This is a genomic window from Enterobacter sp. SA197 (genome assembly GCF_054131575.1).
This window is the reverse complement of sequence record NZ_CP096393.1, coordinates 1,925,196-1,951,481: the sequence shown is the minus strand read 5'-3', so window position 1 is coordinate 1,951,481 and position 26,286 is coordinate 1,925,196. Positions and strand designations below refer to the sequence as shown.

At 49.3% G+C, this 26,286-nt stretch carries 21 protein-coding genes, 2 tRNA genes and 2 pseudogenes; 12 read left to right on the top strand and 13 right to left on the bottom strand.

Features of this window, described 5'->3' with window-relative positions:
• Window positions 1–16 precede the first annotated feature (16 nt).
• Window positions 17–2,545 carry a glucans biosynthesis glucosyltransferase MdoH gene (gene mdoH / locus M1D91_RS08895; protein ID WP_437430246.1) on the bottom strand — a complete coding sequence of 843 codons (2,529 nt, stop codon included), beginning with the start codon at window positions 2,543–2,545 and terminating at the stop codon, window positions 17–19.
• Entirely contained in the window at window positions 2,538–4,073 is a 1,536-nt protein-coding gene (mdoG, locus tag M1D91_RS08890; RefSeq protein ID WP_437430543.1) for a glucans biosynthesis protein MdoG, read from the bottom strand. The genes mdoH and mdoG overlap by 8 nt, the downstream gene beginning before the upstream one ends.
• A gap of 275 nt (window positions 4,074–4,348) precedes the next feature.
• Between mdoG and mdoC the strand changes: the two genes are divergently transcribed.
• Window positions 4,349–5,497 carry a glucans biosynthesis protein MdoC gene (mdoC, locus tag M1D91_RS08885; protein WP_437430245.1) on the top strand — a complete coding sequence of 383 codons (1,149 nt, stop codon included), beginning with the start codon at window positions 4,349–4,351 and terminating at the stop codon, window positions 5,495–5,497.
• Window positions 5,498–5,517: 20 nt separating this feature from the next.
• On the opposite strand, the gene M1D91_RS08880 is transcribed toward mdoC, so the two are convergent.
• The 5 genes from M1D91_RS08880 to csgB form a co-directional block, all read right to left on the bottom strand.
• A complete protein-coding gene (locus M1D91_RS08880; protein ID WP_437430244.1) occupies window positions 5,518–6,999 on the bottom strand; it encodes a phospholipase D family protein in 1,482 nt (493 codons plus the stop codon).
• A gap of 129 nt (window positions 7,000–7,128) precedes the next feature.
• Complete coding sequence (ymdB, locus tag M1D91_RS08875; protein ID WP_437430243.1) at window positions 7,129–7,671, bottom strand: O-acetyl-ADP-ribose deacetylase; 543 nt, start codon at window positions 7,669–7,671, stop codon at window positions 7,129–7,131.
• Window positions 7,672–8,246: 575 nt separating this feature from the next.
• Window positions 8,247–8,576, bottom strand: a complete 330-nt coding sequence (gene csgC / locus M1D91_RS08870) for a curli assembly chaperone CsgC (RefSeq protein ID WP_437430242.1) — start codon at window positions 8,574–8,576, stop codon at window positions 8,247–8,249.
• Window positions 8,577–8,633: 57 nt separating this feature from the next.
• On the bottom strand, window positions 8,634–9,074 hold the full coding sequence (csgA, locus tag M1D91_RS08865) for a curli major subunit CsgA (protein WP_437430241.1): 441 nt from the start codon (window positions 9,072–9,074) through the stop codon (window positions 8,634–8,636).
• Between the two features lie 40 nt (window positions 9,075–9,114).
• A complete protein-coding gene (csgB, locus tag M1D91_RS08860; protein WP_437430240.1) occupies window positions 9,115–9,570 on the bottom strand; it encodes a curli minor subunit CsgB in 456 nt (151 codons plus the stop codon).
• A gap of 759 nt (window positions 9,571–10,329) precedes the next feature.
• On the opposite strand from csgB, the gene csgD reads away from it, so the two are divergent.
• Genes csgD through csgG form a run of 4 tightly spaced genes read left to right on the top strand, consistent with a single transcriptional unit; the run spans window position 10,330 to window position 12,679 of the window.
• Window positions 10,330–10,980 (top strand): biofilm master transcriptional regulator CsgD, encoded by a 651-nt coding sequence (csgD, locus tag M1D91_RS08855; RefSeq protein ID WP_437430239.1) that lies wholly within the window; start codon window positions 10,330–10,332, stop codon window positions 10,978–10,980.
• Between the two features lie 4 nt (window positions 10,981–10,984).
• Window positions 10,985–11,374: a curli production assembly/transport protein CsgE gene (gene csgE / locus M1D91_RS08850; protein ID WP_437430238.1), complete on the top strand. Its 390-nt coding sequence runs from the start codon at window positions 10,985–10,987 to the stop codon at window positions 11,372–11,374.
• A 28-nt stretch (window positions 11,375–11,402) separates the two neighbouring features.
• Window positions 11,403–11,819 (top strand): curli production assembly/transport protein CsgF, encoded by a 417-nt coding sequence (gene csgF / locus M1D91_RS08845; RefSeq protein ID WP_437430237.1) that lies wholly within the window; start codon window positions 11,403–11,405, stop codon window positions 11,817–11,819.
• 26 nt (window positions 11,820–11,845) lie between these two features.
• Window positions 11,846–12,679: a curli production assembly/transport protein CsgG gene (gene csgG / locus M1D91_RS08840; RefSeq protein WP_437430236.1), complete on the top strand. Its 834-nt coding sequence runs from the start codon at window positions 11,846–11,848 to the stop codon at window positions 12,677–12,679.
• 49 nt (window positions 12,680–12,728) lie between these two features.
• Here the strand turns inward: csgG and M1D91_RS08835 are convergent, their stop codons facing one another.
• From M1D91_RS08835 to ghrA, 4 genes are all read right to left on the bottom strand, one after another.
• On the bottom strand, window positions 12,729–13,196 hold the full coding sequence (locus M1D91_RS08835) for a DUF1097 domain-containing protein (protein WP_437430235.1): 468 nt from the start codon (window positions 13,194–13,196) through the stop codon (window positions 12,729–12,731).
• 103 nt (window positions 13,197–13,299) lie between these two features.
• Window positions 13,300–13,854, bottom strand: coding sequence for a TorD/DmsD family molecular chaperone (locus M1D91_RS08830; protein ID WP_437430234.1), 555 nt, complete (start codon window positions 13,852–13,854; stop codon window positions 13,300–13,302).
• Window positions 13,855–13,877: 23 nt separating this feature from the next.
• Window positions 13,878–14,615, bottom strand: a complete 738-nt coding sequence (locus M1D91_RS08825) for a phosphatase (RefSeq protein ID WP_437430233.1) — start codon at window positions 14,613–14,615, stop codon at window positions 13,878–13,880.
• An 82-nt stretch (window positions 14,616–14,697) separates the two neighbouring features.
• Window positions 14,698–15,636 (bottom strand): glyoxylate/hydroxypyruvate reductase GhrA, encoded by a 939-nt coding sequence (gene ghrA / locus M1D91_RS08820; RefSeq protein ID WP_437430232.1) that lies wholly within the window; start codon window positions 15,634–15,636, stop codon window positions 14,698–14,700.
• A 271-nt stretch (window positions 15,637–15,907) separates the two neighbouring features.
• Here ghrA and M1D91_RS08815 point away from each other — a divergent pair.
• From M1D91_RS08815 to M1D91_RS08805, 3 genes are all read left to right on the top strand, one after another.
• Window positions 15,908–15,995, top strand: a tRNA-Ser gene (locus M1D91_RS08815).
• 555 nt (window positions 15,996–16,550) lie between these two features.
• A tRNA-Ser gene (locus M1D91_RS08810) sits at window positions 16,551–16,638 on the top strand.
• A 435-nt stretch (window positions 16,639–17,073) separates the two neighbouring features.
• On the top strand, window positions 17,074–17,832 hold the full coding sequence (locus M1D91_RS08805) for a hypothetical protein (RefSeq protein WP_437430231.1): 759 nt from the start codon (window positions 17,074–17,076) through the stop codon (window positions 17,830–17,832).
• A 449-nt stretch (window positions 17,833–18,281) separates the two neighbouring features.
• Here M1D91_RS08805 and tssF read toward each other — a convergent pair whose 3' ends face one another.
• Together tssF and M1D91_RS08795 are read right to left on the bottom strand one after the other, a co-directional pair.
• A complete protein-coding gene (tssF, locus tag M1D91_RS08800; RefSeq protein ID WP_437430230.1) occupies window positions 18,282–20,114 on the bottom strand; it encodes a type VI secretion system baseplate subunit TssF in 1,833 nt (610 codons plus the stop codon).
• A 219-nt stretch (window positions 20,115–20,333) separates the two neighbouring features.
• A complete protein-coding gene (locus tag M1D91_RS08795) occupies window positions 20,334–20,801 on the bottom strand; it encodes a type VI secretion system contractile sheath domain-containing protein (protein WP_437430229.1) in 468 nt (155 codons plus the stop codon).
• A 437-nt stretch (window positions 20,802–21,238) separates the two neighbouring features.
• Here M1D91_RS08795 and M1D91_RS08790 point away from each other — a divergent pair.
• The 4 genes and pseudogenes from M1D91_RS08790 (at window position 21,239) to M1D91_RS08775 (ending at window position 26,197) form a co-directional block, all read left to right on the top strand.
• Window positions 21,239–21,604, top strand: a pseudogene (locus M1D91_RS08790) (type VI secretion system tube protein Hcp).
• Window positions 21,605–21,815: 211 nt separating this feature from the next.
• A pseudogene (locus M1D91_RS08785) lies at window positions 21,816–23,773 on the top strand (type VI secretion system Vgr family protein).
• Window positions 23,773–24,600: a DUF4123 domain-containing protein gene (locus tag M1D91_RS08780; protein ID WP_437434559.1), complete on the top strand. Its 828-nt coding sequence runs from the start codon at window positions 23,773–23,775 to the stop codon at window positions 24,598–24,600. The pseudogene M1D91_RS08785 and the gene M1D91_RS08780 overlap by 1 nt, the downstream one beginning before the upstream one ends.
• A 10-nt stretch (window positions 24,601–24,610) precedes the next feature.
• On the top strand, window positions 24,611–26,197 hold the full coding sequence (locus tag M1D91_RS08775) for a hypothetical protein (RefSeq protein ID WP_457976179.1): 1,587 nt from the start codon (window positions 24,611–24,613) through the stop codon (window positions 26,195–26,197).
• Window positions 26,198–26,286: the final 89 nt, after the last annotated feature.

Here is a 26,286-nt window from a genome sequence, read left to right as displayed (position 1 = left end):
TTTTGCTGATGTCGGGCTACTTCGCCTTAAGCGCCCGTGGATTCACCTTCAAATCCTGATAATAATTAACCCAGGAGAGATACTTCTCCGGGGCAGCCCATACACGGTAATGCAGGCGTGCCATGGTCACCGGATCGCTGAGTAGCACCAGACGGCGGTCACGGTTAAGTTTATCAGGCGTCTCATTGAGCGCCTGCTCAACATGACGATCGCGGGCTATTTCAAGGATGTGACTCGCACGGTGACGCGCCGTCGCCATCGCTACTGCCAGCGCATTAAATGACGGGTTAAACACCGCGTGCATAAAGCCCTGTTCCAGCGAACGACTGCGGTTAAGCTCCAGATATCTGTCGGTATCAACCAGCACCTGCGGTGGTGAATACTCTTCAGGGATCAGGAAAAGCTTCCAGCGCTTTGTACGCAATCCTATCGTTGAGCGGCTGGAGATAACCGACACAAACGGCGAGAGGATAAGCGAGAAGACAATAGGTGCCAGCCAGAACAGGAAACGCAGATCCAGCCACGCCATACCAACCGCCCACACTAACCCCAGCAGTAGCTGAGAGCCATGACGCATGAAGGCTTCTCCCCACGGCGTAGAGTCATCATCACGTTGCGGTGAGTTCCAGACCACTTCCCATCCGAGAAACGCACTGACCACGAACACGGTGTGGAACAGCATACGAACCGGTGCCAGCAGGACCGAGAACAGCACCTCCAACAACAGGGAGGCTGTAACGCGGAAGAAACCACCGTACTCTTTTGGCCCTTTACACCAGACCAGAATAATACTCAGCAGCTTTGGCAGGAACAGCAGCACCATTGTCGAGGCAAAGAGCGCGATCGCCAGTTCCGGTCGCCACTGCGGCCAGACCGGGAAAAGCTGGCGTGGTTGCAGGAAGTATTGCGGCTCGGTGAGCGCATGTACTACCTGTAACGCGGTTGAGAGCACCAGAAACATAAACCACAGCGGCGCAGAGAGGTAAGACATAACCCCTGTCAGGAAGACGGCACGGTGGACCGGGTGCATCCCTTTTACCAGGAACAGACGGAAGTTCATCAGGTTACCGTGGCACCAGCGACGGTCACGCTTGAGTTCATCGAGCAGGTTAGGTGGCAACTCTTCATAAGAACCCGGCAGATCGTAGGCTATCCAGACGCCCCAACCAGCGCGGCGCATCAGCGCGGCTTCTACGAAGTCATGAGAGAGAATGGAACCCGCGAATGAACCTTCGCCCGGCAATGGCGCCAGCGCACAGTGTTCAATAAAAGGCTTCACACGGATAATGGCATTGTGACCCCAGTAGTGCGACTCACCTAACTGCCAGAAATGCAAACCCGCAGTGAACAGAGGACCATAAACGCGGGTAGCAAACTGCTGGCAACGCGCATACAGCGTATCCATGCCGGAGGCTTTCGGCGAAGACTGAATGATACCGGCATTCGGGTTGGCCTCCATCAGACGCACCAGCCCTGAGAGACAGTCACCGGTCATTACGGAGTCTGCATCCAGCACCACCATATAGCTGTACTGATTCCCCCAGCGACGGCAGAAATCGTCAATGTTGCCGCTTTTACGCTTCACACGACGACGGCGACGGCGGTAGAAAATCTGGCCTTCGCCCTGCACTTCTGCAATCAGCTCCATCCAGGCCTTTTGTTCGGCCACACAGATATCCGGATTGTAACTGTCGCTCAGGATATAGACGTCAAAATGCGCACCGTTGCCGGTGGCTTTGACGGACTCCCAGGTGGCACGCAACCCTGCGAAGACACGGTCTACGTCTTCGTTACAAATCGGCATGATAAGCGCAGTACGGTGTTCGGGGTTTAGAGGTTCATCCCCCACCGTGGAGTGCGAAATACTGTACTTGTCACGGCCTATCAGCAGTTGCAGGAAGCCCATCAGGGCGGTCCAGAACCCGGCTGAAACCCAACAGAACAAAATGGCGAACAGGATAAGGATACCCGTCTGCAGCACATACGGCAGGAGCTGCATCAGGGAGACCCAGATGTCCTGCCCCATCATGTCGGCCGGGTTAATTAACGCCCATCCCTGATAAGGTAGGATCGTTTTCATATACCAGGTCGCCACCACCGTTTGCGCCAGCGTCAGCAGCAGCAAAATGTAACGACGAAGAGAGCCGACCATGCGCCACTTCTGCTCGCTGGCCTGCTGATCCTCCGTTAATCGAGACATGTAGCGTGGCTGAACATCACGACCGCGCAGTCTGTCCCAGAATCGACCGATAGGGTTAGTACGCCAGGGGTCAGGGAACATGGAGGAGCGCGTCGCTTTAGGCATTGCCTGAAGCTGGTCGCGGCCTTCGTCGTCCTTAAGCAATTGCCCTTCAGCTAACGAGTCCGGCCAGCTGTGTTCAAGACGTGATTTCACGGAACCGAGTGGCGTATCGTCATCACGCTCCCACGCTGAACGGCCACCACCCAATGCCCTGTGTACGGCAGCAATACTTTCAGTCGGCAGCGCTGCCTTCTCCGACTCCGGAAGCGGCAGCGCGTCGATATACTCAGTTATCTTATTCATTGGCAGGTAGCTGATAGCTCCAGGTTTCACTCAGGGTCTGATCGGCATTGACGAGTGCAGCGCGCATATCCGTTGTTTTCTTCGGATCTTTCACTTTCACACGCAACATCAGGCGCCAGCCTTGCGTCACAGGATTATAGCGAACGCTGTTTTCAACAATTTCACCGTTATCACCAATGCTGGCCTGGGCTGTGACAGGAGTATCCTGCGGCAGCTGTTTCATATCCTGGCCCGTAAAATCAACCACGAACGCGAGGGTGCCATCAGGCTGGCGGATCAGGTTAGACTGCTTCACATCCCCGGTCGAACGGCGGGTCTGAGTAACCCAGGCGTTGTCGGGCGCATGCAGTTTGTCTTCATCGCGGCTAAAGGTGATGGTGTACTTGAAGTTCATCTCTTTGCCAGCTTCTGGCAACTGATCCGGCGTCCAGTAGGCCACAATGTTGTCATTGGTTTCATCGTTCGTCGGAATTTCTACCAACTCGATTTTACCTTTGCCCCACTCACCTTGTGGCGTCACCCAGGCGCTCGGACGCAGATCGTAACGATCGTCAATGTCCTCGAAACGAGAAAACTCGCGACCGCGCTGTAATAAGCCGAAGCCCTGTGGGTTTTCCATCGCGTAACTGCTGACAGCAAGGTGTTTCGGGTTATTCAGCGGACGCCAAATCCACTCGCCGTTCCCCGCATGTATGGACAGGCCATTGGAGTCATGCAGTTCAGGTCGGTAATTGGTCGCAGGTGAAGGCTGAGACGGCCCAAACAGGAACATACTGGTAAGCGGTGCCACGCCCAGCTTACCTACTTTGTCACGCAGATAGACTTTAGACTGCACATCAATGACCGTGTCACGGCCCGGGATGATGACAAAGCGATAAGCACCCGTTGCACGTGGTGAATCGAGCAGAGCATAGATGGTCAGACGCTTGTCAGTCGGTTTGGGGCGTTCAATCCAGAACTCTTTGAAATGCGGGAATTCTTCACCTGAGGGTAAGGCGGTATCAATGGCCAGGCCACGCGCGGACAGACCGTAGACCTGCCCTGCGCCAATCACACGGAAGTAGCTGGCACCCAGCATACTGACGATTTCATCGTTTTTATCTTTATTATTAATGGGGTAGAGGACTTTGAAACCGGCGTATCCGAGATCTTTTACCGTGTCTTTATCGTGCTGCACGTTGCCGAAGTTGAAATAATCGGGGTTGTACTTGATTTCACGAACAGCAGTGGCGGTCACTTCGTTGAGGGTCACTGGCGTGTCGAAGTACATGCCCTGATGATAAAATTCGAGTTTGAACGGGGTTTTAGCAGTGTTCCACCAGGCCTTATCGTGGTTGAATTGAATCTGCTGATAATCCGCGTATTTCATCTCACGGAATGCAGAAGGCAGGTTACTTTTTGGCGCTTCATAACCTTTACCCGCGAGGGATTGAGCCTGTTTTGCGACATCGTCAATAGAAAAAGCCCAGCCTGATGACGTATAAAGAGACAACAGAACTGCGGCACCCAGCCAACGCATTTTCATCATTCGTAATTTAGGTTTCATAATAACTAAGCACTTCCCCCTTTGTGTGCTTAAATCGATCCGATCCATTTTAATGGAAATACAAGCAATCCGACAACTGAATCCCCTCTTTGTTCTCTATGCCGGCTCAGTGAATAAGCAATTGAAACTAACCCTTTAGGGTTTTAGGTGCTTATCCTGGAGACTGTCCGTGGGACATAGTGTAGGGTTACTTTCGAATGTAATCATTATTTGTCTTATGGATAAGACGAAAAGTCTGAGAATCAATGGAGTTATATGTGAGCAATCCTCCTGTACAACGTGAATATTTTCTGGACTCCATCCGCGCGTGGTTAATGCTGCTGGGTATCCCTTTTCACATTTCGCTTATCTACTCAAGCCACATATGGCATGTGAATAGCGCTCACCCCTCATGGTGGTTGACGCTGTTTAATGATGCGATTCACGCGTTTCGAATGCAGGTGTTTTTTGTCATCTCCGGTTACTTCTCTTACATGCTTTACCTGCGTTACCCGGTTAAACGCTGGTGGACGGTACGCGTCGAACGCGTGGGCATCCCTATGCTCACGGCCATCCCGCTGCTGACCCTGCCACAATTTTTAATGCTGCAGTACGTCAACGCCCGTGCCGAAAACTGGCATACGTTGTCAACCTACGACAAATTCAATACGCTTGTGTGGGAACTGGTTTCGCACCTGTGGTTTTTACTGGTGCTGGTTGTCCTCACCACAATTAGCCTGTGGCTCTTCAGAAAGGTAAAAAATAACGCCAGCCGACTTCTCAGTGACATTAGCTGGACAAAGCTCTCAGTGGCATTCTTGCTGTTTGGTCTGCTCTACGCCGCCCTTCGCCGACTGATATTTATGGTTTATCCGGATATTTTACGGGATGGTTTATTCAATTTTACCGTCATGCAGTCTCTGTTCTATATTCCCTTTTTCATGCTTGGGGCCCTGGCTTTTATCAGTCCACGACTGAAAGCGCTGTTCCTCACCCCCTCCCCTGCCTGCATGGTGGGTTCCCTTCTCGCTTTCATTGCTTACCTGCTCAATCAGCGGTACGGGAGCGGTGATGGCTGGATGTATGAAACGGAGTCGGTGATCACAATGCTGCTTGGCGTATGGATGGTTAACGTGGTCTTTTCCCTGGGATACCGCTTGCTCAATTTCCAGTCTGCTCGCGTGAGCTACTTCGTGAATGCATCACTGTTTATTTATCTGGTCCATCATCCGTTAACGCTCTTTTTCGGAGCCTGGATAACGCCTCTAATTCACTCTAATCTTTTGGGTTTTCTGACCGGACTGGTGTTTGTGAACGGCTGTGCACTGGTGCTGTATGAAGCGCATTTGCGCATTCCGGTGCTGAAATTCCTTTTTTCCGGAAAACCCCAGAGCAAAGCGGATGCCTCACGGGCAACCGCTGGCTAATAGCTACGGGCTGCTCAGGGTCAGAGCAGCCATTCAACCGGCAACCAGTAAGCCAGTTTCACCATTACCCGCTGCCAGAATCGGGTCTTCGGCTCTTTGGTCAGAATGACATCTTCGCCATGTCGTCTTTCGATCCAATTAATTCTTCCCCACCGATCAAGGCGTAGCTGCCAGGCAGCGGCTTTTTGACTACGTATGAAGCGGTGGTGGATCTGCCGCGCCAGAGTCTCACTCTCGATAACAAAACCCATCTCTGTATTGAGCATCGCCGAGCGAGGATCGAAATTAAACGAACCGATAAAAACTTTGCTGCCGTCGATGCTGAAAGTTTTGGCGTGCAAACTGGAGCCGGAATTGCCGGTTAAGCCGCGGTCATGCAGCGGGTGGACGTTTTCGCGGGTGGGTTTAAGCTCATAGAGCTCAATCCCATGTCGCAAAAGTTTCTTACGCCAGCGGGCGTAACCGGCATGGACCACACTCACGTCATTGGCCGCAAGTGAGTTGGTCAGGATGGCAACACGGACGCCTTTGCGCACCATTTGTAGCAGCTGCGCCACTCCCGCTCGACCGGGGACGAAGTAAGCTGAGATGATGTCAATCTGCTGTTCGGGTTTACCCATCACATTGAGCAAACGCTGGGGTAAAAGCGTTCGTGGCGACGCTTTTCCTTCTCCTTTTCGCGGATCGTCGCTAAGTAGACGCGTTTTCGCCCAGATAAGCGGTAAACTGCCCTGTTCGAGCTGGCTGGCAAACTGCGTTGTTTCCAGCGTCCTGAGGTAGCGTGTCGCTGTCGGGTCCTCATACCAGACATCGGGCATTCGGATGCGCGCTGCGATATTATCGTTATCAATATCAAGCACTTCCCGTAACGAGGAGACGGACGCCGACTGCCAGTACCGTTCGAAATCTTTTTCAACATCGGCCACTACCGGCCCTATCGCCAGCACATCCAGGTCGGTAAACAGTGGCTCTTCCCCGACACCGAAATAAGCATCGCCAATATTGCGACCGCCCACGATGGTGACCACACCATCCGCGGTAAAACTTTTATTGTGCATCCGGCGGTTAAGACGCGCGAAATCCGTTAAATATCCCAGTGCTCGCAGGGTGCGAAATGAAAAAGGATTAAAGAGGCGGACTTCTATGCGTGGGTGAGCATTAAGCTGACGTAATGCGTCATCCATACCCGAGGTATTATTGTCATCCAGCAAAATACGTACCTGAACGCCCCTGTCAGCCGCAGCCAGCAGCGCCAGAAAGAGTAAACGCCCTGACATATCGTCATCCCAGATGTAGTACTGCACATCCAGCGTCGACTGAGCCATTTCCGCAAGCCGATGCCGGGCGACGAAGGCATCCATACTGTCGTCAAGGGCCACCAGGCCGCAAAGCCCCTGATGTCGGGCGCATAAAGGTGTAACGGCACGCCCCAGGCGCGTATCGGGCCGGGCAGGATGGTTTTCCACCGTAAAAGGCTCACTCTCAGAGATTGTTATTGTCATGGCAGTATAATTATATCTGCCCTTCTGCCGTTAGGTTGGTGAGAAATCCGAAACAGGAGGTCCCGGTCCGGACATAATGAAAGAAGAGGGAAAATCGCCTGACAGGCTCTCTCAGGCGACGGGGAAATATCAGGATTCAGGCAGAAAACCGTGCTGAGTTAACAGGCGCTGATAAAGCGCCCTGTTTTCTTCATCAAAGCAGACAAAAATCACCTGTTTGATAAACGAGTGGGTTGCCAGGTAACTCCACACGCTGTTGACGGCTATCTCAGCCGCCGCAGGTTTCGGATAGCCATACACACCAGTACTGATAGCAGGGAAAGCAATAGTTTCGTAGCCGTTTGCTTCCGCCAGTTTAAGGCTGTTGCGGTAGGCATCTTCCAGCAGACGCGCTTCGTGTTCATTACCGCCACGCCAGACCGGGCCAACGGTATGGATAACCGCTTTTACCGGCAAATTCCCAGCGGTCGTTATGACGGCATGGCCCGGTGAGCACTCACCCTCTTGCTGGCGAACTTTTTTACATGCCTCCAGCAGTGCGGGACCCGCGGCGCGATGAATTGCACCGTCTACCCCTCCGCCGCCCAGCAGAGACGCATTCGCGGCATTGACTATGACATCCACCTTCACGGTGGTGATGTCGCCCTGCAAAACCTGTAAACGTGGTTGCATATTGACGCCTCTCATCAACATTTTCTTTTTAATAGTGTATCGCAGGCAGGAGCGGGAAGTATGAAAAAAGCGACGGCACAACCTGACGTGCACCGGATAAAACCCCTTCAGTTATAGACGATATCCATAACCGCAAGCGTATGCCCGGGATTAAGATAGTGCATTTGCACTGTAGCAATATTCTTAACCCCCTGTGGTTCGTCCGTTAACTGCCTGAAAGTAATGGTTCGGGTATAAACCCGACCTTCCCTTGCACAGGAAAAAATTAACTGTTTTGATGAACATTCATTTCACAGGGGGGCTCAACAATCATCCCTTCAAACTGAACCATGCCTCCCGTCCCGGCAACAGCAACCTGAATGCCGCTGCCGGACAGCAGGAAAAACAAGGAAAGTAAAAGCTTTCGCGACGCTGACATATTGACCTCAATAATATGTTGTTAGGCAGAGGAGAAAGCTTTCCCCTCTGAATCTCTGCTCATGCAGAATGCCAGCCTCATATATACATTAAATAAACATTTTTAACAGATTATTAACCAAATATTTTTTCCTATATTCATTCATGAAATGAATAACTTAAGTGCGATTTACCGGTGACCACTGCTGAGACATGTGCAGTCTCTCTCCGTCCGTCACCGTTACGGTAATAGTGACGTTATCCTGCGGCGTGATTGACATGCGCAATGTCATTAGTGCGGTAGATCGACCGGCTTTAAGCTTCAGGGTTTTTCGCTGCTGTGTCCGGCTTTCCCCCCCATCCCCCTGCCGGATAGCCTGAATCTGAACCTGACATAGGCAGTCTTCGCTTAACACGACCTGCGGCACGATGGTGTACAGGTCCCCTTGTTGAGTCGCGTTGAATGTTATCTGGCTGGAAAGGGCAGCCAGCAGTAATAAAGTGTGCATAGAACCCCGCAAAAACAAAAACAGGGCCTGAGCCCTGTTCTTGTTGATAATTGCTGATTAGTACTGGTTTGCCGTGGCGTTGTTGCCAAAACCGACCTGGTGTACAAGGACGCTTGAATCAGATGCGGTCTGATTAACCAGCGCACCGTTACGGCCACCATACTGGCTGACAGTAATATCAGAGTTGTGGCTATTCCACTGATCGATGGTTGCGCTGTTACGGAAACCATTTTGTGACAGACTGATTTCGCTGCGATCAGAGCCCTGACCAACGTCAGCACCATTGCTTGCGCCGTTCTGACGGATGGTGGTTTCTGAACCGCGTGCATTGGTCTGCAGCGCCAGTGCAGAGTTACCGCTACCGCTCTGGTAAATGCTCAGATCGGAATCAGGGCCACTATTGTCATGGTTGCCATGACCATACTGAGGAACAGAACCTGCAAATGCGCTGGCTGACACTACGAGAGCTGCTACAACTGCCACTTTGAAAAGTTTCATGGTAAACCCCCATCGGATTGAATTAAACGTCGCTCTGCGTTCAGCGTTGAATAACGCGAATCGACATTTGCGACTGTCTTTGAACAACAACTGCTGTTTTCTGCGTACCGTACTGGGCAATACTCGCTTTGTTACCTGAACCTCTCTGGATAATCATCGCTGTATTGCCGTAAGCTCCTTGCGATATGTTCGCGTCATTGGAATTACCTGACTGATCGATATAAGCAAGGTTGTATGAACCTGACTGGTCTATTCTTGCGGAATTTCTGGCACCATCCTGGGAAATTGCCGACAATAATCTGGAACCACCCTGGTTAATCTGTGCATTATTATTGGAACCGTTTTGACCAATAATAGCTGACTTGTTATAAGACGCTGCACTTAATTCATTCACCGCCTGGTTAAATTCAGAGCCAGCTAAATCATAACCTGTTGCGCTTGCAAACCCAGGCATACCCAGCACAGTTAACACCATAAACAACAATTTGTTTTTCATGTTATCACCCTGGTCTGGTTAACGTTCACGAAGCAAAAGGATAATTATTTTGTTTCGCCAGTATCGCTGCAGACAAACTCGACATATTTGTTAACGCTGCGTTACGAAAATCAGTATGCGCAGGCACAAATTTTAAATAACTACGCCGCACGTTGTATTTTGAAAAATATTATTCACCCCAAAGTATGACTGCCAGATAATTTTTAAAATCACACATAAAGAATGGTCGCAGTATTTCACCATGATCCCTTTGCTTATAACCGCCTGCTCCTTTGGCCTAAATACGTACCGATGATGCGATCAGCTTTGCATTTTCTCGCATCCCTTACGTCACGGCACGACTTTTTCTGTACGAAAAAAGAATGGCTAAAAGGTTGAAGGGTTTTTCTTTTTTACAAAACCTTAAGAAAGTTTCTATATTAAAAATAGCTATAAATTACAATGAATTGTATATTAAATCTCGCAACCTAAAATTTATGCAAAATCCAAAAAATGTACAACTTATGTATCAATAACAAACCTTAGATGAATCGATTTTAACAAATTAATATTGATTTTTACATTATGTTACACGTTTAACACTTGATTTAAGATTGGCTGGGACTAGATTGAAATCAGCAGTACTCATGTAATTTTATTAATTTCCCCTTTGTGGGCTGAGCTTTTATTACTACACACAGCAAAACTGCATCTGTCAGTACCTCTGGCTTCCCCATTGCTATGGGGAAGACTGCGGATGTGCAAAAAGCGGGGTTCATCATGTATAGTGAAGTCCAAAATGTTCAGAATCAGGTATTACTGTTAATCACCAAACCTTCCTTGCAGGCAACAGCCTTGTTGCAGCATCTAAAACACTCTCTGTCATTGACGGGAAAAATCCATAACATTCAACGGTCTCTGGACGATATCTCCAGCGGCAGTGTGGTGTTATTTGATATGATGGAAGCAGATAAAAAAATGATTCATTACTGGCAGGATATTTTATCTCGCAGAAACAATAACTTGAAATTATTGTTAATGAACACACCTGATGAATACCCTTTCCGTGAGATTGAGAACTGGCCTCATATTAACGGGGTCTTTTATGTCTCCGAAGATGAAACCAGCATGATTGAAGGGTTACAAGGGATACAGCGTGGCGAGTGTTATTTCTCACAAAAACTGGCAAGCTATTTAATTACCCACTCAGGAAATTATCGTTATAACAGTTCGGAATCGGCCCTGCTGACCCACCGGGAAAAGGAGATTTTAAATAAGCTGCGTATCGGCGCATCAAACATAGAAATCGCCCGCTCACTGTTTATAAGCGAAAACACAGTTAAAACCCATCTCTATAACCTTTTTAAAAAGATATCGGTAAAAAACCGTACTCAGGCCGTCTCCTGGGCAAACGATAATCTCAGGCGTTAGCATCATGAAACGTTACCTGAGTTATCTCGCGGCAATGAGTTTAGCGTTTGCCGCCGGGACGTCACACGCTGTCGAGGTGGAGATTCCCGGACTGCTAACCGATCATACCGTTTCTTCAATCGGCCACGATTTTTACCGTGCGTTCAGTGATAAATGGGAAAGTACCTGGACAGGAAACCTCACTATTAATGAACGGCCCAGTGCCCGCTGGGGAAGCTGGATAACCATTGCGGTTAATCAGAATGTGGTTTACCAGACATTTCTTTTCCCAACAAAACGCGACTTCGATAAAAACATCGATCTCGCCCTGGCACAAACACAGGAAGCGCTCGACCATCTGCAGATTAACCAGGTGCTACTCAGCACCGGTGATTTAGCGAAAGACGAGTTCTGACACACAATAACCCTCTACGGAGGCACAAATGCGTATCGCATCTGCCATAACTTTGTTAATGCTTGTCGCACCATTAAGCTGGGCCGGCAATATGACCTTTCAGTTCCGCAATCCTAACTTTGGCGGCAATCCGAATAATGGCTCGTTTCTATTAAACAGCGCGCAAGCGCAAAATTCATATAAAGATCCTGCTTATAAGGATGACTACGGAATAGAGTCCACTTCCGCCCTGGATAATTTCACCCAATCCATTCAGTCACAAATACTGGGGGGGTTATTAACCAATATTAATAGTGGAAAACCGGGCAGAATGGTTACCAGCGATTATATCGTTGATATTGCCAACCGGGACGGGCAACTGCAATTAAACGTAACCGACAGAAAAACAGGCAGAACCTCAACCATCGAAGTTTCAGGTCTGCAAAGCGGTTCAACTGATTTTTAAGGCATCGCCTTTACAGGACTATACTCATGCAGCGCTTTTTACTTATTTTGGCCGTATGTTTATTAAGCGGGTGCTTAACTGCGCCGCCAAAACAGGCCGCTAAACCTACGTTATTACCCCGGGCTCAGAGCTATCAGGATTTAACCCATCTGCCGTTACCGACAGGCAAGATTTTCGTTTCCGTTTATAACATTCAGGATGAAACCGGGCAGTTCAAACCTTATCCTGCCAGCAACTTCTCGACTGCCGTGCCGCAAAGCGCGACGTCAATGCTGGTCACGGCACTGAAAGATTCACGCTGGTTTGTTCCTCTGGAGCGTCAGGGGCTGCAGAATTTACTCAATGAGCGCAAAATTATCCGTGCTGCACAGGAGAATGGCACCGTTGCGGTAAATAACCGGTTTCCTCTTCAGTCATTGACGGCAGCAAACGTCATGGTTGAGGGATCGATCATTGGCTATGAAAGCAATGTGAAATCCGGTGGTGCGGGAGCACGCTATTTTGGTATCGGCGCAGATACGCAATATCAACTCGACCAGATAGCCGTTAATTTGCGCGTAGTGAATGTGAGCACGGGGGAAATACTTTCCTCGGTGAACACCAGCAAGACTATCCTGTCGTATGAGGTTCAGGCCGGGGTTTTCCGCTTCGTTGATTACCAGCGTCTGCTGGAAGGAGAAGTGGGTTATACCGCTAACGAACCAGTAATGCTTTGCCTGATGTCCGCTATCGAAACCGGTGTTATTTTACTTATTAATGATGGTATCGATCGTGGATTATGGGATCTGCAAAATAAAGCGGAAACCAAAAATGAAGTTTTAGTGAAATACCGTGAAATGGCAGTACCACCGGAATCCTGATTTCCCTATAAAAAAAGCGTGTCGGGTTATTCCTTCACGCTTTTTTCTGTTATTTCGTCAGTGCACGGGTGTGACGTGACGCAAGCCAAAGGCCACTGTTTTTCATTGCAAAACCAAACAGTAACCCCACCACCAGCGAAGGGACGACCAGACGCCAGTCACCCTGTCCGGCAAAGGTGGCGCAGGCACCAATAAAAGTCCCTGGTACAAATGAAAGCAGCAGGCTTTTTGCCTGCACGCACATCAAAAACGCCACCAGGCCGGTAACCACATAGCCAACGATTTCCAGATGAGGGGCAAGCGCGCTACCGTGAATGATCACCTGCGCCCATGCCGCACCGCTCAGTAAGGTACACAGCGAAATAAGGAGACCTTTTACGCCGCCCTGGGGGCAGGCGAAATAAGCCGTACAACCGAGAAAACCTGCCCAGCTGATAAGGCCAAGTGAGACAGCAACCCAGCCCCAAAGACCGGACAGTAGCCCTGTTGTTAATGCGAGAGAGAGAAGTATGTTCATGGCGCGCATCTTAGCAGATACGCGTTCTTCGTATGTGATTTACACCACAATAAATGCAACAAGAAAATAACCGTTACATTGTTAATGTGATCAGTATCACACGTTACTCCTCTTCTGCTTCCTGCAGCTCATCCCACATGGCAGAGAGAGCTTCACGGGTAAGTAGCGCCAGCGTACGCCAGAAAGGTGTGGTGGCATGCGCTTCGACTTTTCCCAGGAAAGTACCGCACCAGGGCAATAAATAGTCTGCGAACAGGGTTTCCAGCGCCTCACTTTCATCATCTGCCGACTGATCTTCCAGCCAGGAGGCAGCCAGTAATAAAGTGCCAAAATGATCCGCTGGCGTCTGGGTTAACGGCATCCCACGCGAAGCGAGAAACGCATGCACTTCAGCTTCCGTCCCCCCTTCCACCCATGCGCTACGGTAGGGCGAGACACGGCACTCATCGCCAACGAACAGCGCGTTGTAATCTGCCGCCAGGCTTTGTGCATCGCAGTTCTTTTGCAATCGGGTGAGCAGCTCATCCTGCTCAAGCGGCCAGTTTTCAGCGAGTTTGCCGTCGCGAATCAGGGTATACAGCGGCACCAGAAGGGGATCCTGCGGCTGGCGATAAAAAAGAGAGCCGAGTACACGGCAAAGGATGGAAAATTCGTTCATGCAAGGTTCCAGTAAATGACAGATTAAAGTTCAGCGAATTCGCTAATGGGCGCCATCCCGCGAGATTCAAGGAAAGAGAGTAAACGGCGTGGTGAGACGTTAAGGATCTTTTCTTCCGGGAAGCCCACATCATCGAGGACCTTACGGCATTCGTCAAAATCGCCGAGGGTAAAAGCAGTATGGGAGTCGGATCCCAACGCGACCCACCCGCCTGCATCGCGAACGGCAGCGGCAATGGCGCGGCAATTGGCCTCGCTACCTTTACGTGAGTGCAGGAAAGAAGAGTTGTTAATTTCCAGCGCTACATCATACTTCGCTGCGGCTTCAGCAACTGCCTTAATATTAATAGGGTACTTAGGATTTCCCGGGTGGCTGATAATATGGGCAATGCCGCCCGCGATAGTGGCAATCATCGCCTGGGTGTTGGTCGCTTCATCCTGTGGTGCAAACACCGGTTCATGGAAACCGGCAATAATCAGGTCAAGCGACGGCAGCATCGGTCCGCTGCAATCAATTTCGCCGTCGGTATTTTTAATATTCGCTTCAATGCCACGCAAAATGCCTACGCCATCAACCAGACGGGGCCAGATACGCATATTCACAAAGTGCCAGTAGTGCGGGGCATCGGCCATGTCTGGCCCGTGATCGGTAATCGCAAAAAGCTTGATTCCTTTGCGCTTAGCCTGAGAGATATAGTCCTGGAGGGTACTGTAGGCGTGGGTGCTGGCGACGGTATGCATATGCAGGTCAACGGGATACATGAAACTCTCCTGTAAATGTTTTTTGCAAGGATAGCAGTTATCATCGCTATTTTTAATGAAAACCCCGGCGATCGCGTTTTACTCAATAGCCCAGCGTTCTGTCCACCTGCCCGCTTGTTGTCTCTCCACGCTCCAGGTTATGAATCGTTCTGGCGATATAAACAATGGCTTGATCGGGACGGGTAACCGCTGCGATGTGCGGAGTGATAGTTACACGCGGATGTAACCAGAGCGGGTTATCAGCTGGCAAAGGCTCCTGATTAAACACATCCAGCATCGCGCCTTTGATCTTGCCGGATGCCAGCGCAGCCAGCAAATCACTTTCGACCAGATGAGCTCCGCGGGCGAGATTCATTACATAGCTCTCATCGGCAAGCTGGTTGAGCAACGCGTGGTCAATGATGCCAGCGGTCACCGGCGTGTGCGGTAAAAGGTTGATAAGAACACGTGTATCGCGCAGGAAATCGCGCATCTCTTCTTTACCAGCAAAACTTGTTACCCCCGGAATATGCTTTCGCGAACGGCTCCAGCAGCGCAGTGGAAAACCCCAAACCTGTAAACTTTCTGCGACCTGCGTGCCGAGTACGCCTGCGCCAAGGATCCCAATGGTAAACTCTTCAGGTCGGTATTCCTCAAGCTCCTGCCACCGCGCCTGTTGCTTAAGCCGCTGATAATCATCGAAACGCCGGAACCAGTGCAGTACCTGGCTGACGGCATATTCCTGCATCTGCCGTCCCATCCCTGTGTCTTCGAGTCGATAAAGCGGAATATCCGGTGCCAGCATTTCCGGATGCGCTTTTAATGTCGTCAGGATTGCATCCACACCGGCGCCCAGACTGATCACACCTTTCAGGTTTCGTCCACGCAGCATCTCAACGGGTGGATGCCAGACCAGTGCATAATCGGCTGGTTTATCATCTCCTGGCTGCCAGACCCTTATCCTCGCATCAGGCAGTGCGTTGCTCAGTTCCTGGGTCCAGTGCTCACTGTCGAATGAGGGGTGATAAAAGATAATGTCCATCTCTGCTCCCGTTATGGTTTGTGATGTCCCGGACATCCGTCAATATGTTGGCGTAAGTTACGTCCGCGAACAGGCACATCAACATAGCAAAGATCATTGATAACACGGTGAAAAAAGCGTGCTGCTGAGAAAAAAGTCAGTTTCAGAGCATTTTAGAAGCAGGTTGTTTGAAGTTTGTATAATCGCGCGACTTAATTGAAAAAGTTGATTGACGGGAGTACCAGACTCCCCTACATTAGCGCCCGTCCCGGCAGCGTCGGGATAACAATATGGTGAGGTGTCCGAGTGGCTGAAGGAGCACGCCTGGAAAGTGTGTATACGGCAACGTATCGGGGGTTCGAATCCCCCCCTCACCGCCATTATTTTAAGAAGAGCTCGCATGCAAATGCGGGCTTTTTTTTCGCATGTTGCACTCCCCCGGGGGGGACGAGAACCCCCGACCGGGGTTCGACAATCGGCGACAGCCGGGTGGACAGCTGACGAGCCCGCGAGGAAGCTGCCCGCAGGGCGAGCGCAGCGAGTCAGTCCCCCCCTCACCGCCATTATTTCAGATGAGAGCCTGTACGTAAGTACGGGCTTTTTTCTTTTATATTCTCCCGCATCAGGGGGGATGAGACCCCCCGACCGGGGTTCGACAACCGGCGACAGCCGGGTGGACAGCTGACGAGCCCGCGAGGAGGCTGCCCGCAGGGCGAGCGCAGCGAGTCAATCCCCCCTCCCTCTTCCTTTATAAGCATGAGGAAGAAAATCTGCGCAGCCTTCCGACATTTCAGCATTTCAATCCTTTTTAATAATGTCCGTTGCTCACAGCTTAAGCGAACAATCATCATCTCCGAAAATAAGCTTGACCGTTTTCATGCAACTCCCTATAGTAGCGCCCCGTTGCCCCCTGGTGGTGTAACGCTAAAAAATGTGGTGAGGTGTCCGAGTGGCTGAAGGAGCACGCCTGGAAAGTGTGTATACGGCAACGTATCGGGGGTTCGAATCCCCCCCTCACCGCCATTATTTTAAGAAGAGCTCGCATGCAAATGCGGGCTTTTTTTTCGCATGTTGCACTCCCCCGGGGGGGATGAGAACCCCCGACCGGGGTTCGACAACCGGCGACAGCCGGGTGGACAGCTGACGAGCCCGCGAGGAAGCTGCCCGCAGGGCGAGCGCAGCGAGTCAATCCCCCCTCCCTCTTCCTTTATAAGCATGAGGAAGGAAATCTGCGCAGCCTTCCGGCATTTGCGCTTAAGGTATTTGCCAGGAGATAGCGAACGTTGCCCGGTTATAATTACGCGCTATCAGAGTCCTAATATTGAAAGTTATTAAATCTACTTACTTATTGATGCAATAAATATAAAGCCCCCCTTAATTATTTATAATCAAAATAAAACAAAGATACTTCGCCCAGCCAGGGTAAAATAACCCACCCATCCCTACACGAGATACTTCATGAGAACGCCTTTATTACTTGTATTCGCTGCAGCATTACTGACGAATGGTTGCACCCAATCTTCAATTGATGCCAGAAAAAAAAGCGCACCCGAAACTGAAGCAAGGAAGAGTAAAAACATCCCACTCCAACTGACAGATAAAGATGTATTTGGAAACGAGACTACACTCGCCGTTTCAGAAGAGGATATTCAGGCTGCGCTTGATGACGAAAAGCTCAGTGTGCCGCCGGGCTCAGCTATTATTCTCATTCAGTCGGGCAGTCGAGCGCCGGAGACGGCTATGCAGCAGGAATTAAGTAAATATTACAGAGTAACGACATTTTCAGGTATCCCGGACAGACAAAGAAACCTGTCCTGCAATAAACTGAAAAATGACGAGGGCCAGGCCGCCTTCAGCGAAAACATGAACTATATGCAGTCACTGCGTTATATCGCTGCAAAAGGGCAGCAAAGAACGGTACTCGTTTATTGGGACGCACTGCAAACAGGTCATTATCAAAACGCAACTAAAACGACCATATGGACAGATTATCAAAATGAAACAGTCACCAGTTCGGGTTCGCTACGCTATCTGATACGTTTTGCTCTGGTCGATGTGGCAACAGGCACGTGGGCAACCTGGTCTCCGATTAACTATGAAGAAAATCTTTCCTTACGACTTAACGAAAAAATACCATTGTCACAACAAACGATGAGTCAGTTAAAACAAAAAACGATCGCCGCAGTGGTAAAAGATTTGGTAAAACGCTATCAATAACCACTGAATACACCGTCTACTCACCTGCCGCCAGTATGATGTGGCGGCAGGCAGTGTTGCATAATAATGGTAAACAAAAGCGGTGATATACCTTTTTCCAGCAACCAGACTTTTAGATTTAAGAGAGTGTTATTGGCTATGTTTGCCATCAATAGTTAATACTTTCATAATTAAATGATACTGCTTGCACTGCACTATCGGTAATAGCGTGAGGAACACCGTTCTGTACGCCTGATATTCTTGTATTCCCAACTGAGTCCAGTGGAGAAAACCCTGCAAAAATCACTCCTTGTAATTGTCCATGTCACTTAAAATAAAAAATGACCATAAGATTTTTACCCACCGAGGGCAAAATTGACAATCAGAACAGAGCGACCGACAACGAGCCTGGCGCTACAGTGACGCCAGAAGCACATAAAAATTGTGATTATTCGCATCTTGCGAAAAGATTACATCAGGGCATGCTGACCAGTACTCTCCCATTCCCAGACCTCCTGACTTTCCGCATTGATAATTTTCAGTAGGTGGAACGAGACGATACTGGCGTATAGCGCGAAAAAATGAGACAAAACCGCACCCAACAGGTAAATCTCCCCCTCACAGATAAAAGGTGCTGGATTGATCCATAGCGTGGTGGCAAGTCCCCTTACCGGTATCCCTTTAAAAAGCCGATCCACCGGATGTGTTTCCATCTTCTCAATTGCATCCAGTTTTGGCTGAGATAAGCGAGCTCGTTGGGGATGATGAATACCGGGAATATCAAAGGTACGCAGAATGTTCACCAACGCATCTCTGTCCAAAAGAGAGAGATAATTCAAATTCATACTGGAAATAAGCGACCAGTGCATATCTCCATCCATCACCGGATCGAGAGGACGTGTGGGACAAGTGATATTGCTGAATGAGGCGACAGCCGGATTTTTGCTAACAGCAACACTGATATCGCCCGTATTAAGTTCAATAGGAAGCATTCGGTTTGTGCAAACCAGCAAGGGGTTAATCACCGCCCCCTTCAGTCGAGCGGGATTTGGTACATCCCCATTAGCATGAACAAAAGCAATACTGTGATCCAGACCGCGATGAAATAAAGACGTCCTGGTGCGATGATGCCAGTAAATTACCTCACGTTGGTTTCTGTATTCAACCTGATGCTTGAAACTTTCAAATTCTGGCCAGTGAATGACGGAATTCGATCGTTGTTCAGGCCCATCATTTGCACTGGGAATTTTATTTGTGACGGACTTGACCCGAAAAATATCGTAAGCATACGGATCTTGGTGGCTAGCCTGTAACGGATATTGCTGTAAGTCACCATTTGGGCGTATTGGTTCAGCATGATGTAAAAAAAGGTTCACCGCAGGCGTACAGCTCACGTGCAATGAATCCTTACGCAACTTTATATCGGTGGGCAGCGGTTGATTGAAACGCAAACGCAACGTGAACTCGCCGCCGCGGAAATCCTCCATTAACGGTTCAGCATCACGAAGATGAAAAAAGAAGAAACTCTCTGGGTAGCAAAAATACTCGTGCAGTATCCGGTATCCATTGTGGATATTTTTAGGCCATGACAGTAGCGCATCCTCTCGCTCAAACCCTGCAGGGTCCAGCCATAAGTTGGGCAAGGGCATGCTAATGTTTCCCATAATTATTTCTGCGTCCATCAAACGCTCACTTAACCATAAATAGAGCTGATAGCGGGTATTATCGTCGTGATTACCCAGCCAGAAACTGATTTTATTTAAATCCAGTGTGTCAGCAGTGATACCTTTGTCAGTGTAAAATTCAATATCAATAATACCTTCATCAAGGCTGCTTGCGTTGCGAACGTTTTTTATCGCTAAGGGCTGCAACCAGATATTCCGTGCCAGCGTGAAATGGCAAGCTGGAGGAGACGATGCCGTATCGCTTCCCAGAACGTTCCCCTCTGGGCGAATAATCCGCAACGTACCTGTGCTAATCAATTCATTACGTAAAATCTGCACGGGTATTTTTAGCGTCTTTTCAGGTTCGTACTTAATGACCGTCATAGCCGGAACCGGACGAAGGTAATTAGGCCATAACATACGGATGATACCATGAGTAAACTCGGGAAACTCATCTTCAAGCTTTTGCCGTAATCTCCCCGATAAAAAAGCGAAAGATTCCATCAGGCGCTCAACATCAGTATCTCCCTGTTTTTCCTTAAGAAAATGGGCTAAAAAGGGTTTTTCTTTAGCCAGTAATTTTCCCAACTGACGCAGGTAGTCCAGTTCCTCTCGATAATAACGCTCTTCAACATCCATATTGTTCACACCACCCGTTAGCGCTGGCAATAGTCCAGCAAAATACCAAATTTAGGACAGTTCACGCAGCCATCGTCACTGGATATATGCCGGGCCTTCAAATATTGATGCTCTATCCTTTTACCCTGTCGTTTCGACCATGAAGCTAGGCCGAACAATTCTGGCGCAACCGAAGATAAGAACGTCGTGTAAACCATTGCATTGCCCGTATTAACGTATTTAGCAACGTAAAATCCACAGCAGTTTTTTCAAGGCATAATTACCGATGGCGGCCGTGACAGACTCACCGCCAGATTCACCATATTTGCTGGAACAGACGTGTTTGTAAACTCCTGCCCGCGTGATGCCCGACGCAAACACTCTATCGTCAACTACTTTCTCTTTCATAAGATGTCTCAGATGAATTCTAATTTTTTCACGCATTTTAATGCGATCAACCAGCAAGATTAGTGAACGAAGCTGTGCTTTACGTTCTTGAAACTCATGAGTATAAAAAATAGGGTCCCACTGTTGGCCAGCACCGGCGTTTATATGTGCAATCATCGCATTTACTACAAGAATATCAACAGATGCAGCTGTATTGTACAATAACGCGTCGATAACGGCTGCCATCTCCTGACGCGAAGTATCATGGATTTCAGTGTCGAGTTGAAAAAGACTTTTCTTAATTATTAAGAGAATACTCATAAATCGTCCTGATGATATAAAACAGAACACAAAAGATATCGTCATATATACCTTTAATCACTCTACCTTTAAAACCATTTTAAAAATAAACACATTAAACTGTGGCAACTCGCACATAACTCCTGCAAAAACACATGCTATAAATAGATTAATGCACATAAACAAGAGAACCGAACCACAAATGCATCCAATACACTATAGGATACATAACAATCATTCGATGGATGAATACATTCGCGCTATTAAAGCTCAATAAGCAATCGCCCTGGTAACATCAACGCAAAATGGGATAAACACCTTTTTTGATAAAGTTATAGGTTAAAAAATAAATAATGAATCCACCCAAAATTAAATAAAAGATTATCAGATCAAATCATTATTTTGATGAAGGGAGGCCGTTACAAAATGACTACGATGCCCTACAAGGAGTACTCCCCGTGCCAATACCGTGTTCCCTCTTAGTTAAAGGACAAACTCAGGGGCTGAGCGCCCATCGTGCATTTACGGTGGAGTCTGTGGGCAACATCTATGGCCAGGTTCAGGAAGACGAAATGCTGCCGGCTACTGAACTGCACTGGCATCGTCTTTCTGTTAAAGGCAAAACAGGAGCCTCTCTTAACCACCTGTCTTACCGACTCCACGATCGTGGTTATCGACTGCCATCTGCCGCACTGTCAGGACGTGGAAAAGCGTGAATTCGCTCAACTGGTTAATGCCTCTCTGGCTTATTGCAAGGTCGAGTGGGAGCACCTCTTCGCTGCCCCTCTGAGGTGGACGCCTTGCGCATACCACTGAAAGCATAATCCAACCCATGCCACTGCGACTGCAAGAAGAGTGGCATTTTTTACCAGGGGCGGAATGACCAGGTCAGCCCCCCGGCAATACCCTTTGCATATGGGAGATGGCAGATGCCGGACACTCTGGCGGTAGCGTGCCTGGAATTGCCATTACGCCTGTAAGTCTGCCACGGAAAATCGTGGCTCCATAATTAACTATCTGGACCGGGAGAAGTTTATGTCTCAGGAAGGCCTTCGCTTTACCCTTGACGTGGAGGGGCTCCCCCCGCGTGCCATCGCCGTCGTCACCTTTTCCCTTCAGCAGCACCTCTCCACACCCTTCCGGCTTGACGCGGAGGTCACCGGCAGATTCTCAGGCTGGGACGCCGCCCGTTTTCTGGAGAAAAATGCCACCTTCACCGTCTGGCAGGGCAGCGTTTCCCGGTTCGTCCTCAGCGGCATCGTGACCGGCTTCGCCCTCGCGCACAGCGCCCACGGTCAGATGAACTTTGCCCTGACGGTCTCGCCTGCCCTCTGGCGCTGCGGCCTGCGCCGGAACTTCCGCATCTTCCAGCAGCTGGACACTGAGGCCATCACCGCCACCCTCCTCACGGAGCACGGTGTCACCGGCCAGGTGCCCTGCCTGTACGACCCCCATCCGCCACGCGAATTCTGCGTCCAGTACGGCGAGACTGACCTCGGTTTCCTGCGCCGTCTGTGGGCCGAGGAGGGTATCTTCTTCTTCGACTGGTTCGCCTGCGGCGCAGCGGAGCAGAAACTGGTGCTCACCGATGATGTCGCGGGCACCGGCAGCGCGGGTGAGCTGCCCTTTAACCCCAACACCCGCACGGAGGTCTCCACGGACTGCATCAGCCTGTTCCGCTACCAGGCGCAGATACGTCCCTCCTCGGTACAGACCCGGGATTACACTTTCAAAGCGCCACACTGGCAGGGCAGCTTCAGTCACCACCCCCGTGAGCTCAACGGCCAGCGCACGCAGTACGAAATCTTCGACTACCCCGGGCGCTTCAAGGATGAGCAGCACGGGCGGGATTTTGCCCGTTATCAGGCAGAGGGCTGGCGCCGGGATGCGGAGACCGCCACCTGCGAGAGCAACAGCCCGGTACTGTGGCCCGGCCGGCGGTTCACCCTGACCGGTCACCCCGCCTCCCTGCTGAACCGGGAATGGCAGGTCACCGGCAGTGTCATGGAGGGCCGGCAGCCGCAGGCGCAGCACGGCAGTCCGGGGGAAGGCACCACGCTGAGCAACCGCCTGGAGGTTATCCCGGCAGACCGCACCTGGCGTGTCACCCCGCTGTCGAAGCCGCGGGTGGACGGCCCGCAGAGTGCCGTGGTCACGGGCCCGCCGGGTGAGGAAATCTTCTGCGACAAATACGGCCGCGTGCGGGTGCGCTTTCACCAGGACCGTTACCACGGCAACAGTGAAGACAGCTCCTGCTGGATACGGGTCTCCCAGGGGTGGGCGGGCGCCGGGTTCGGCAGCCTGGCCCTGCCCCGCGTCGGCCAGGAGGGATTGTCGACTTTCTGCACGGCGACCCGGACCAGCCTGTCATCACGGGGCGTCTGTACCATGACGTGAACCGCGCCCCCGGCCGTCTGCCGGACACGAAGACGCAGATGACCATCCGCTCAAAAACCTACCGGGGTGACGGGTTTAACGAACTGCGCTTTGAGGATGCGACGGATAATGAAGAAATTTATGTGCATGCGCAGAAAAACATGCAGGTGAAGGTGCTCAACAGCAAGGACGTACGAATAGATTACGATCGGACAGTGAGCATTGGCCATGATGAATCACTGGTGGTAGCCAATGACCGTAAAGTCACGGTGGACGGCAGGCAGGACCACAAGACGACCAGAGACCATGTGAGTCTGGTGGAGGGCAATCATGGTCTGGAAGTCAAAGGCGACCTGGCGCGGAAGATAGCCGGTGCACTGGGGATCGACGTTCAGGGCGATATTGTTCTGCAAAGTAACAGTAAAATCAGCCTCCGCGTGGGAGGTTCGTTTGTCGTGATACATGCAGGCGGCGTCGATATTAAGGGGCCAAAAATTAATCTGAATAGTGGCGGCAGTCCGGGAGAAGTAATACTGCCGATGCGCCCCGTCATTCTCAAAGCTGCCGCAGGAAGCGGCACAATGTTTGTTGCACATTGCCCGAAGGAGGATCAGTAATGGAAGCCGTACGCTATGCCATTGTCGATGGTGCCGTTGAAGAAGGGTTGCTGGAATTTCTACAGAAAACCAGTCCCCCACATTGTTGCCTGTTTTCTCCTCCTGTCCAGCCAGACCTGACTGAGATAGCGCCTTACCTGATGGAAGTTACACCGGAAGTAGCCGGGTGGCTGACGGAAAAAGAAACCCCCTGGGGAATATATTTTTATTCGTGCAATAAAATTCATTTGTTAGTACAGCACTTCCGCCATTATCTGTGGGCTAAGATACCAGAACAAAGCAAGCCCGCATTATTTCGCTTTTATGATCCACGTAACATCTGGACACTGGTTAATGTACTGACTCCATTTGAACTGTACAAATTTATTGAACCAGTTACTAAAATAATTACTCATTATTCAGAAGAAAGGCGGGAGGATGATTTTTCGGTATTCCGCCAGTCAGGAAAAAGGAAAATTACCGGAGAAAGTGATGCGACACTGACCTTCTCTCAGCGACAATATGAGCTATTGAACAGACAGGCACAAAAAAACTACATCAAAAATCTTGAGATATATATAAAAAACTATCATACAGAGAAAGGCTCTCCTTATCCGAGCGGGCGCGACAACGATTGCGCTGAGCGTTATTTTGATTTCTGCCATTCATTGAACATAAATGATGACAGATCTATTAGAGGTATGATTTATTTATTACTGGAAAATAAAATCTATCACAAAGCTGACATTCCACATGAATGGACTGACATGTTAAATAATAATGAAGTGGCAGCACACCGACAGGTTGAAATGTTGCTTCTAAAGGAACTCGGTTTTTTCCCTCAATAAGGAAGCTATTATGTCAAAACCATCATCGACTGCCGGACAAGCCTGTGTCGAGTGCGGTATACCTGACCCATGCCTGATGGATGTGATTACTGATTTTCCTGAAAATAAAGAACATCATATCTGGTCGAAAGAGGGAAAAGTTCATTTTGAACTGCTGGATGAAGGAGACGGATGTGATGGAACCATCACTATCGAGAGTAAATGCGACAAAAGTGGGTGTCCGGAAGCATGGCTGGAAGAGTATAAAGCGGGGGCGTCTGAATCGTTAAGTGCTGATGAAAAGCCAGAAAAAGTCATACTGTATTACGGAGGAAAGAAAAAAGAATTAAGTATAGTCGATTCATTCAGAAGTCCGTGGGAATATCTCAGTTCAGTTACCCACCCCGGAAAAATTTTTGATGAACCAGCTCATTATGCAGTTGTGGTAAATGGCTGTCACGAGTGTGGCAGATATGTTGAAATTGATGTCTATCCGACGATTGAAATACGTTTTACGGTTGGGTTAAGCTATGACCTTATTTCATCACGCAGAGAGCGAACTATCAAAGAACGCCGTGACGAGCAAATAAAATCCCGACAAACCATGGATAATACGCAGCCAAAAAATAAGAATAAATTACGTAACGGCTGGACGTATAAAACGGCTCAGTTTGAGTTGATGAATAAAACTGCACTGAACGTGGATTTCGGATTGAAAATTTGCAATAAAGAATTTACACATGAGTATGAGGAAGAAATAAAAAAACTGCGCAGAACTAAAGCACTTGAGCAGTTAAATCGGGCAGATCAGTTAGTTGATAACCTCAACACTTATTTTGCTCCTGATCCAGAAAATGGAAACAAGACACGAGAATATGCTGTATTTTCATTTAAAGCAGAGCCACTGAAAATCGGCGTTTCTTACGCTTATCAGTACACTGATATAAAAGAAGGCCCATGTCATTATTTCGGATTATATGGAAAGCCTTTTCTGGAGGCAACGCTAAAATTTGACATTATTCAGTTTATCTGCGCCTACTGTAAAATTGATACATTAGTCGGCAGATGTCGTGACTATCTCAGAAAACACGGTACCAGTGTGGAGTGTTATATAGAGGTAGCATCTGGCATAAATCTAAACATCGGGGCAGCATACAGCCAAAAAGATGATAAATGGACATTCAATACCCTCACAGAGAATCAGTTATACCTGGGTATAAAAGGTGTGGTCAGCGCCACCTTTGAGGCCGAAGTTTTTGTCGTAGAACTCAGGGCTGAGGCTGAAGCCACTATCGGTGCAGCAGCAGGCTTTGCTCTGGATGAGCATGATAATGGCCTGGATCTGGTTGCATACCATGACGGAATTAAGGGGACATTTAAGTTTACTGCTGATATAGTTTATAAAAATGGTAGTAATACTAAAGATGAATCACCACCTGAAACAAATAATTATGCTGAGGAAGAGTGGCAATTATCTTCGTCTTTAAAAACTGAAGACTCAACTTTACGTATTAATTTATATGGAAAAGCACGTATTATCCCTCGCCCTGCCATTACTCCTCCTGCTCATTATGAACCGTGGGCAATGGGTTCCAACCCGAGTTGGAATACAAATTAAGAGAACAAAACGGGATATAATGAAACCCCACAAGATTAAGAGAAAATTATGAAATTGAGATATATCATTTCAGCAATAATATTAATAGG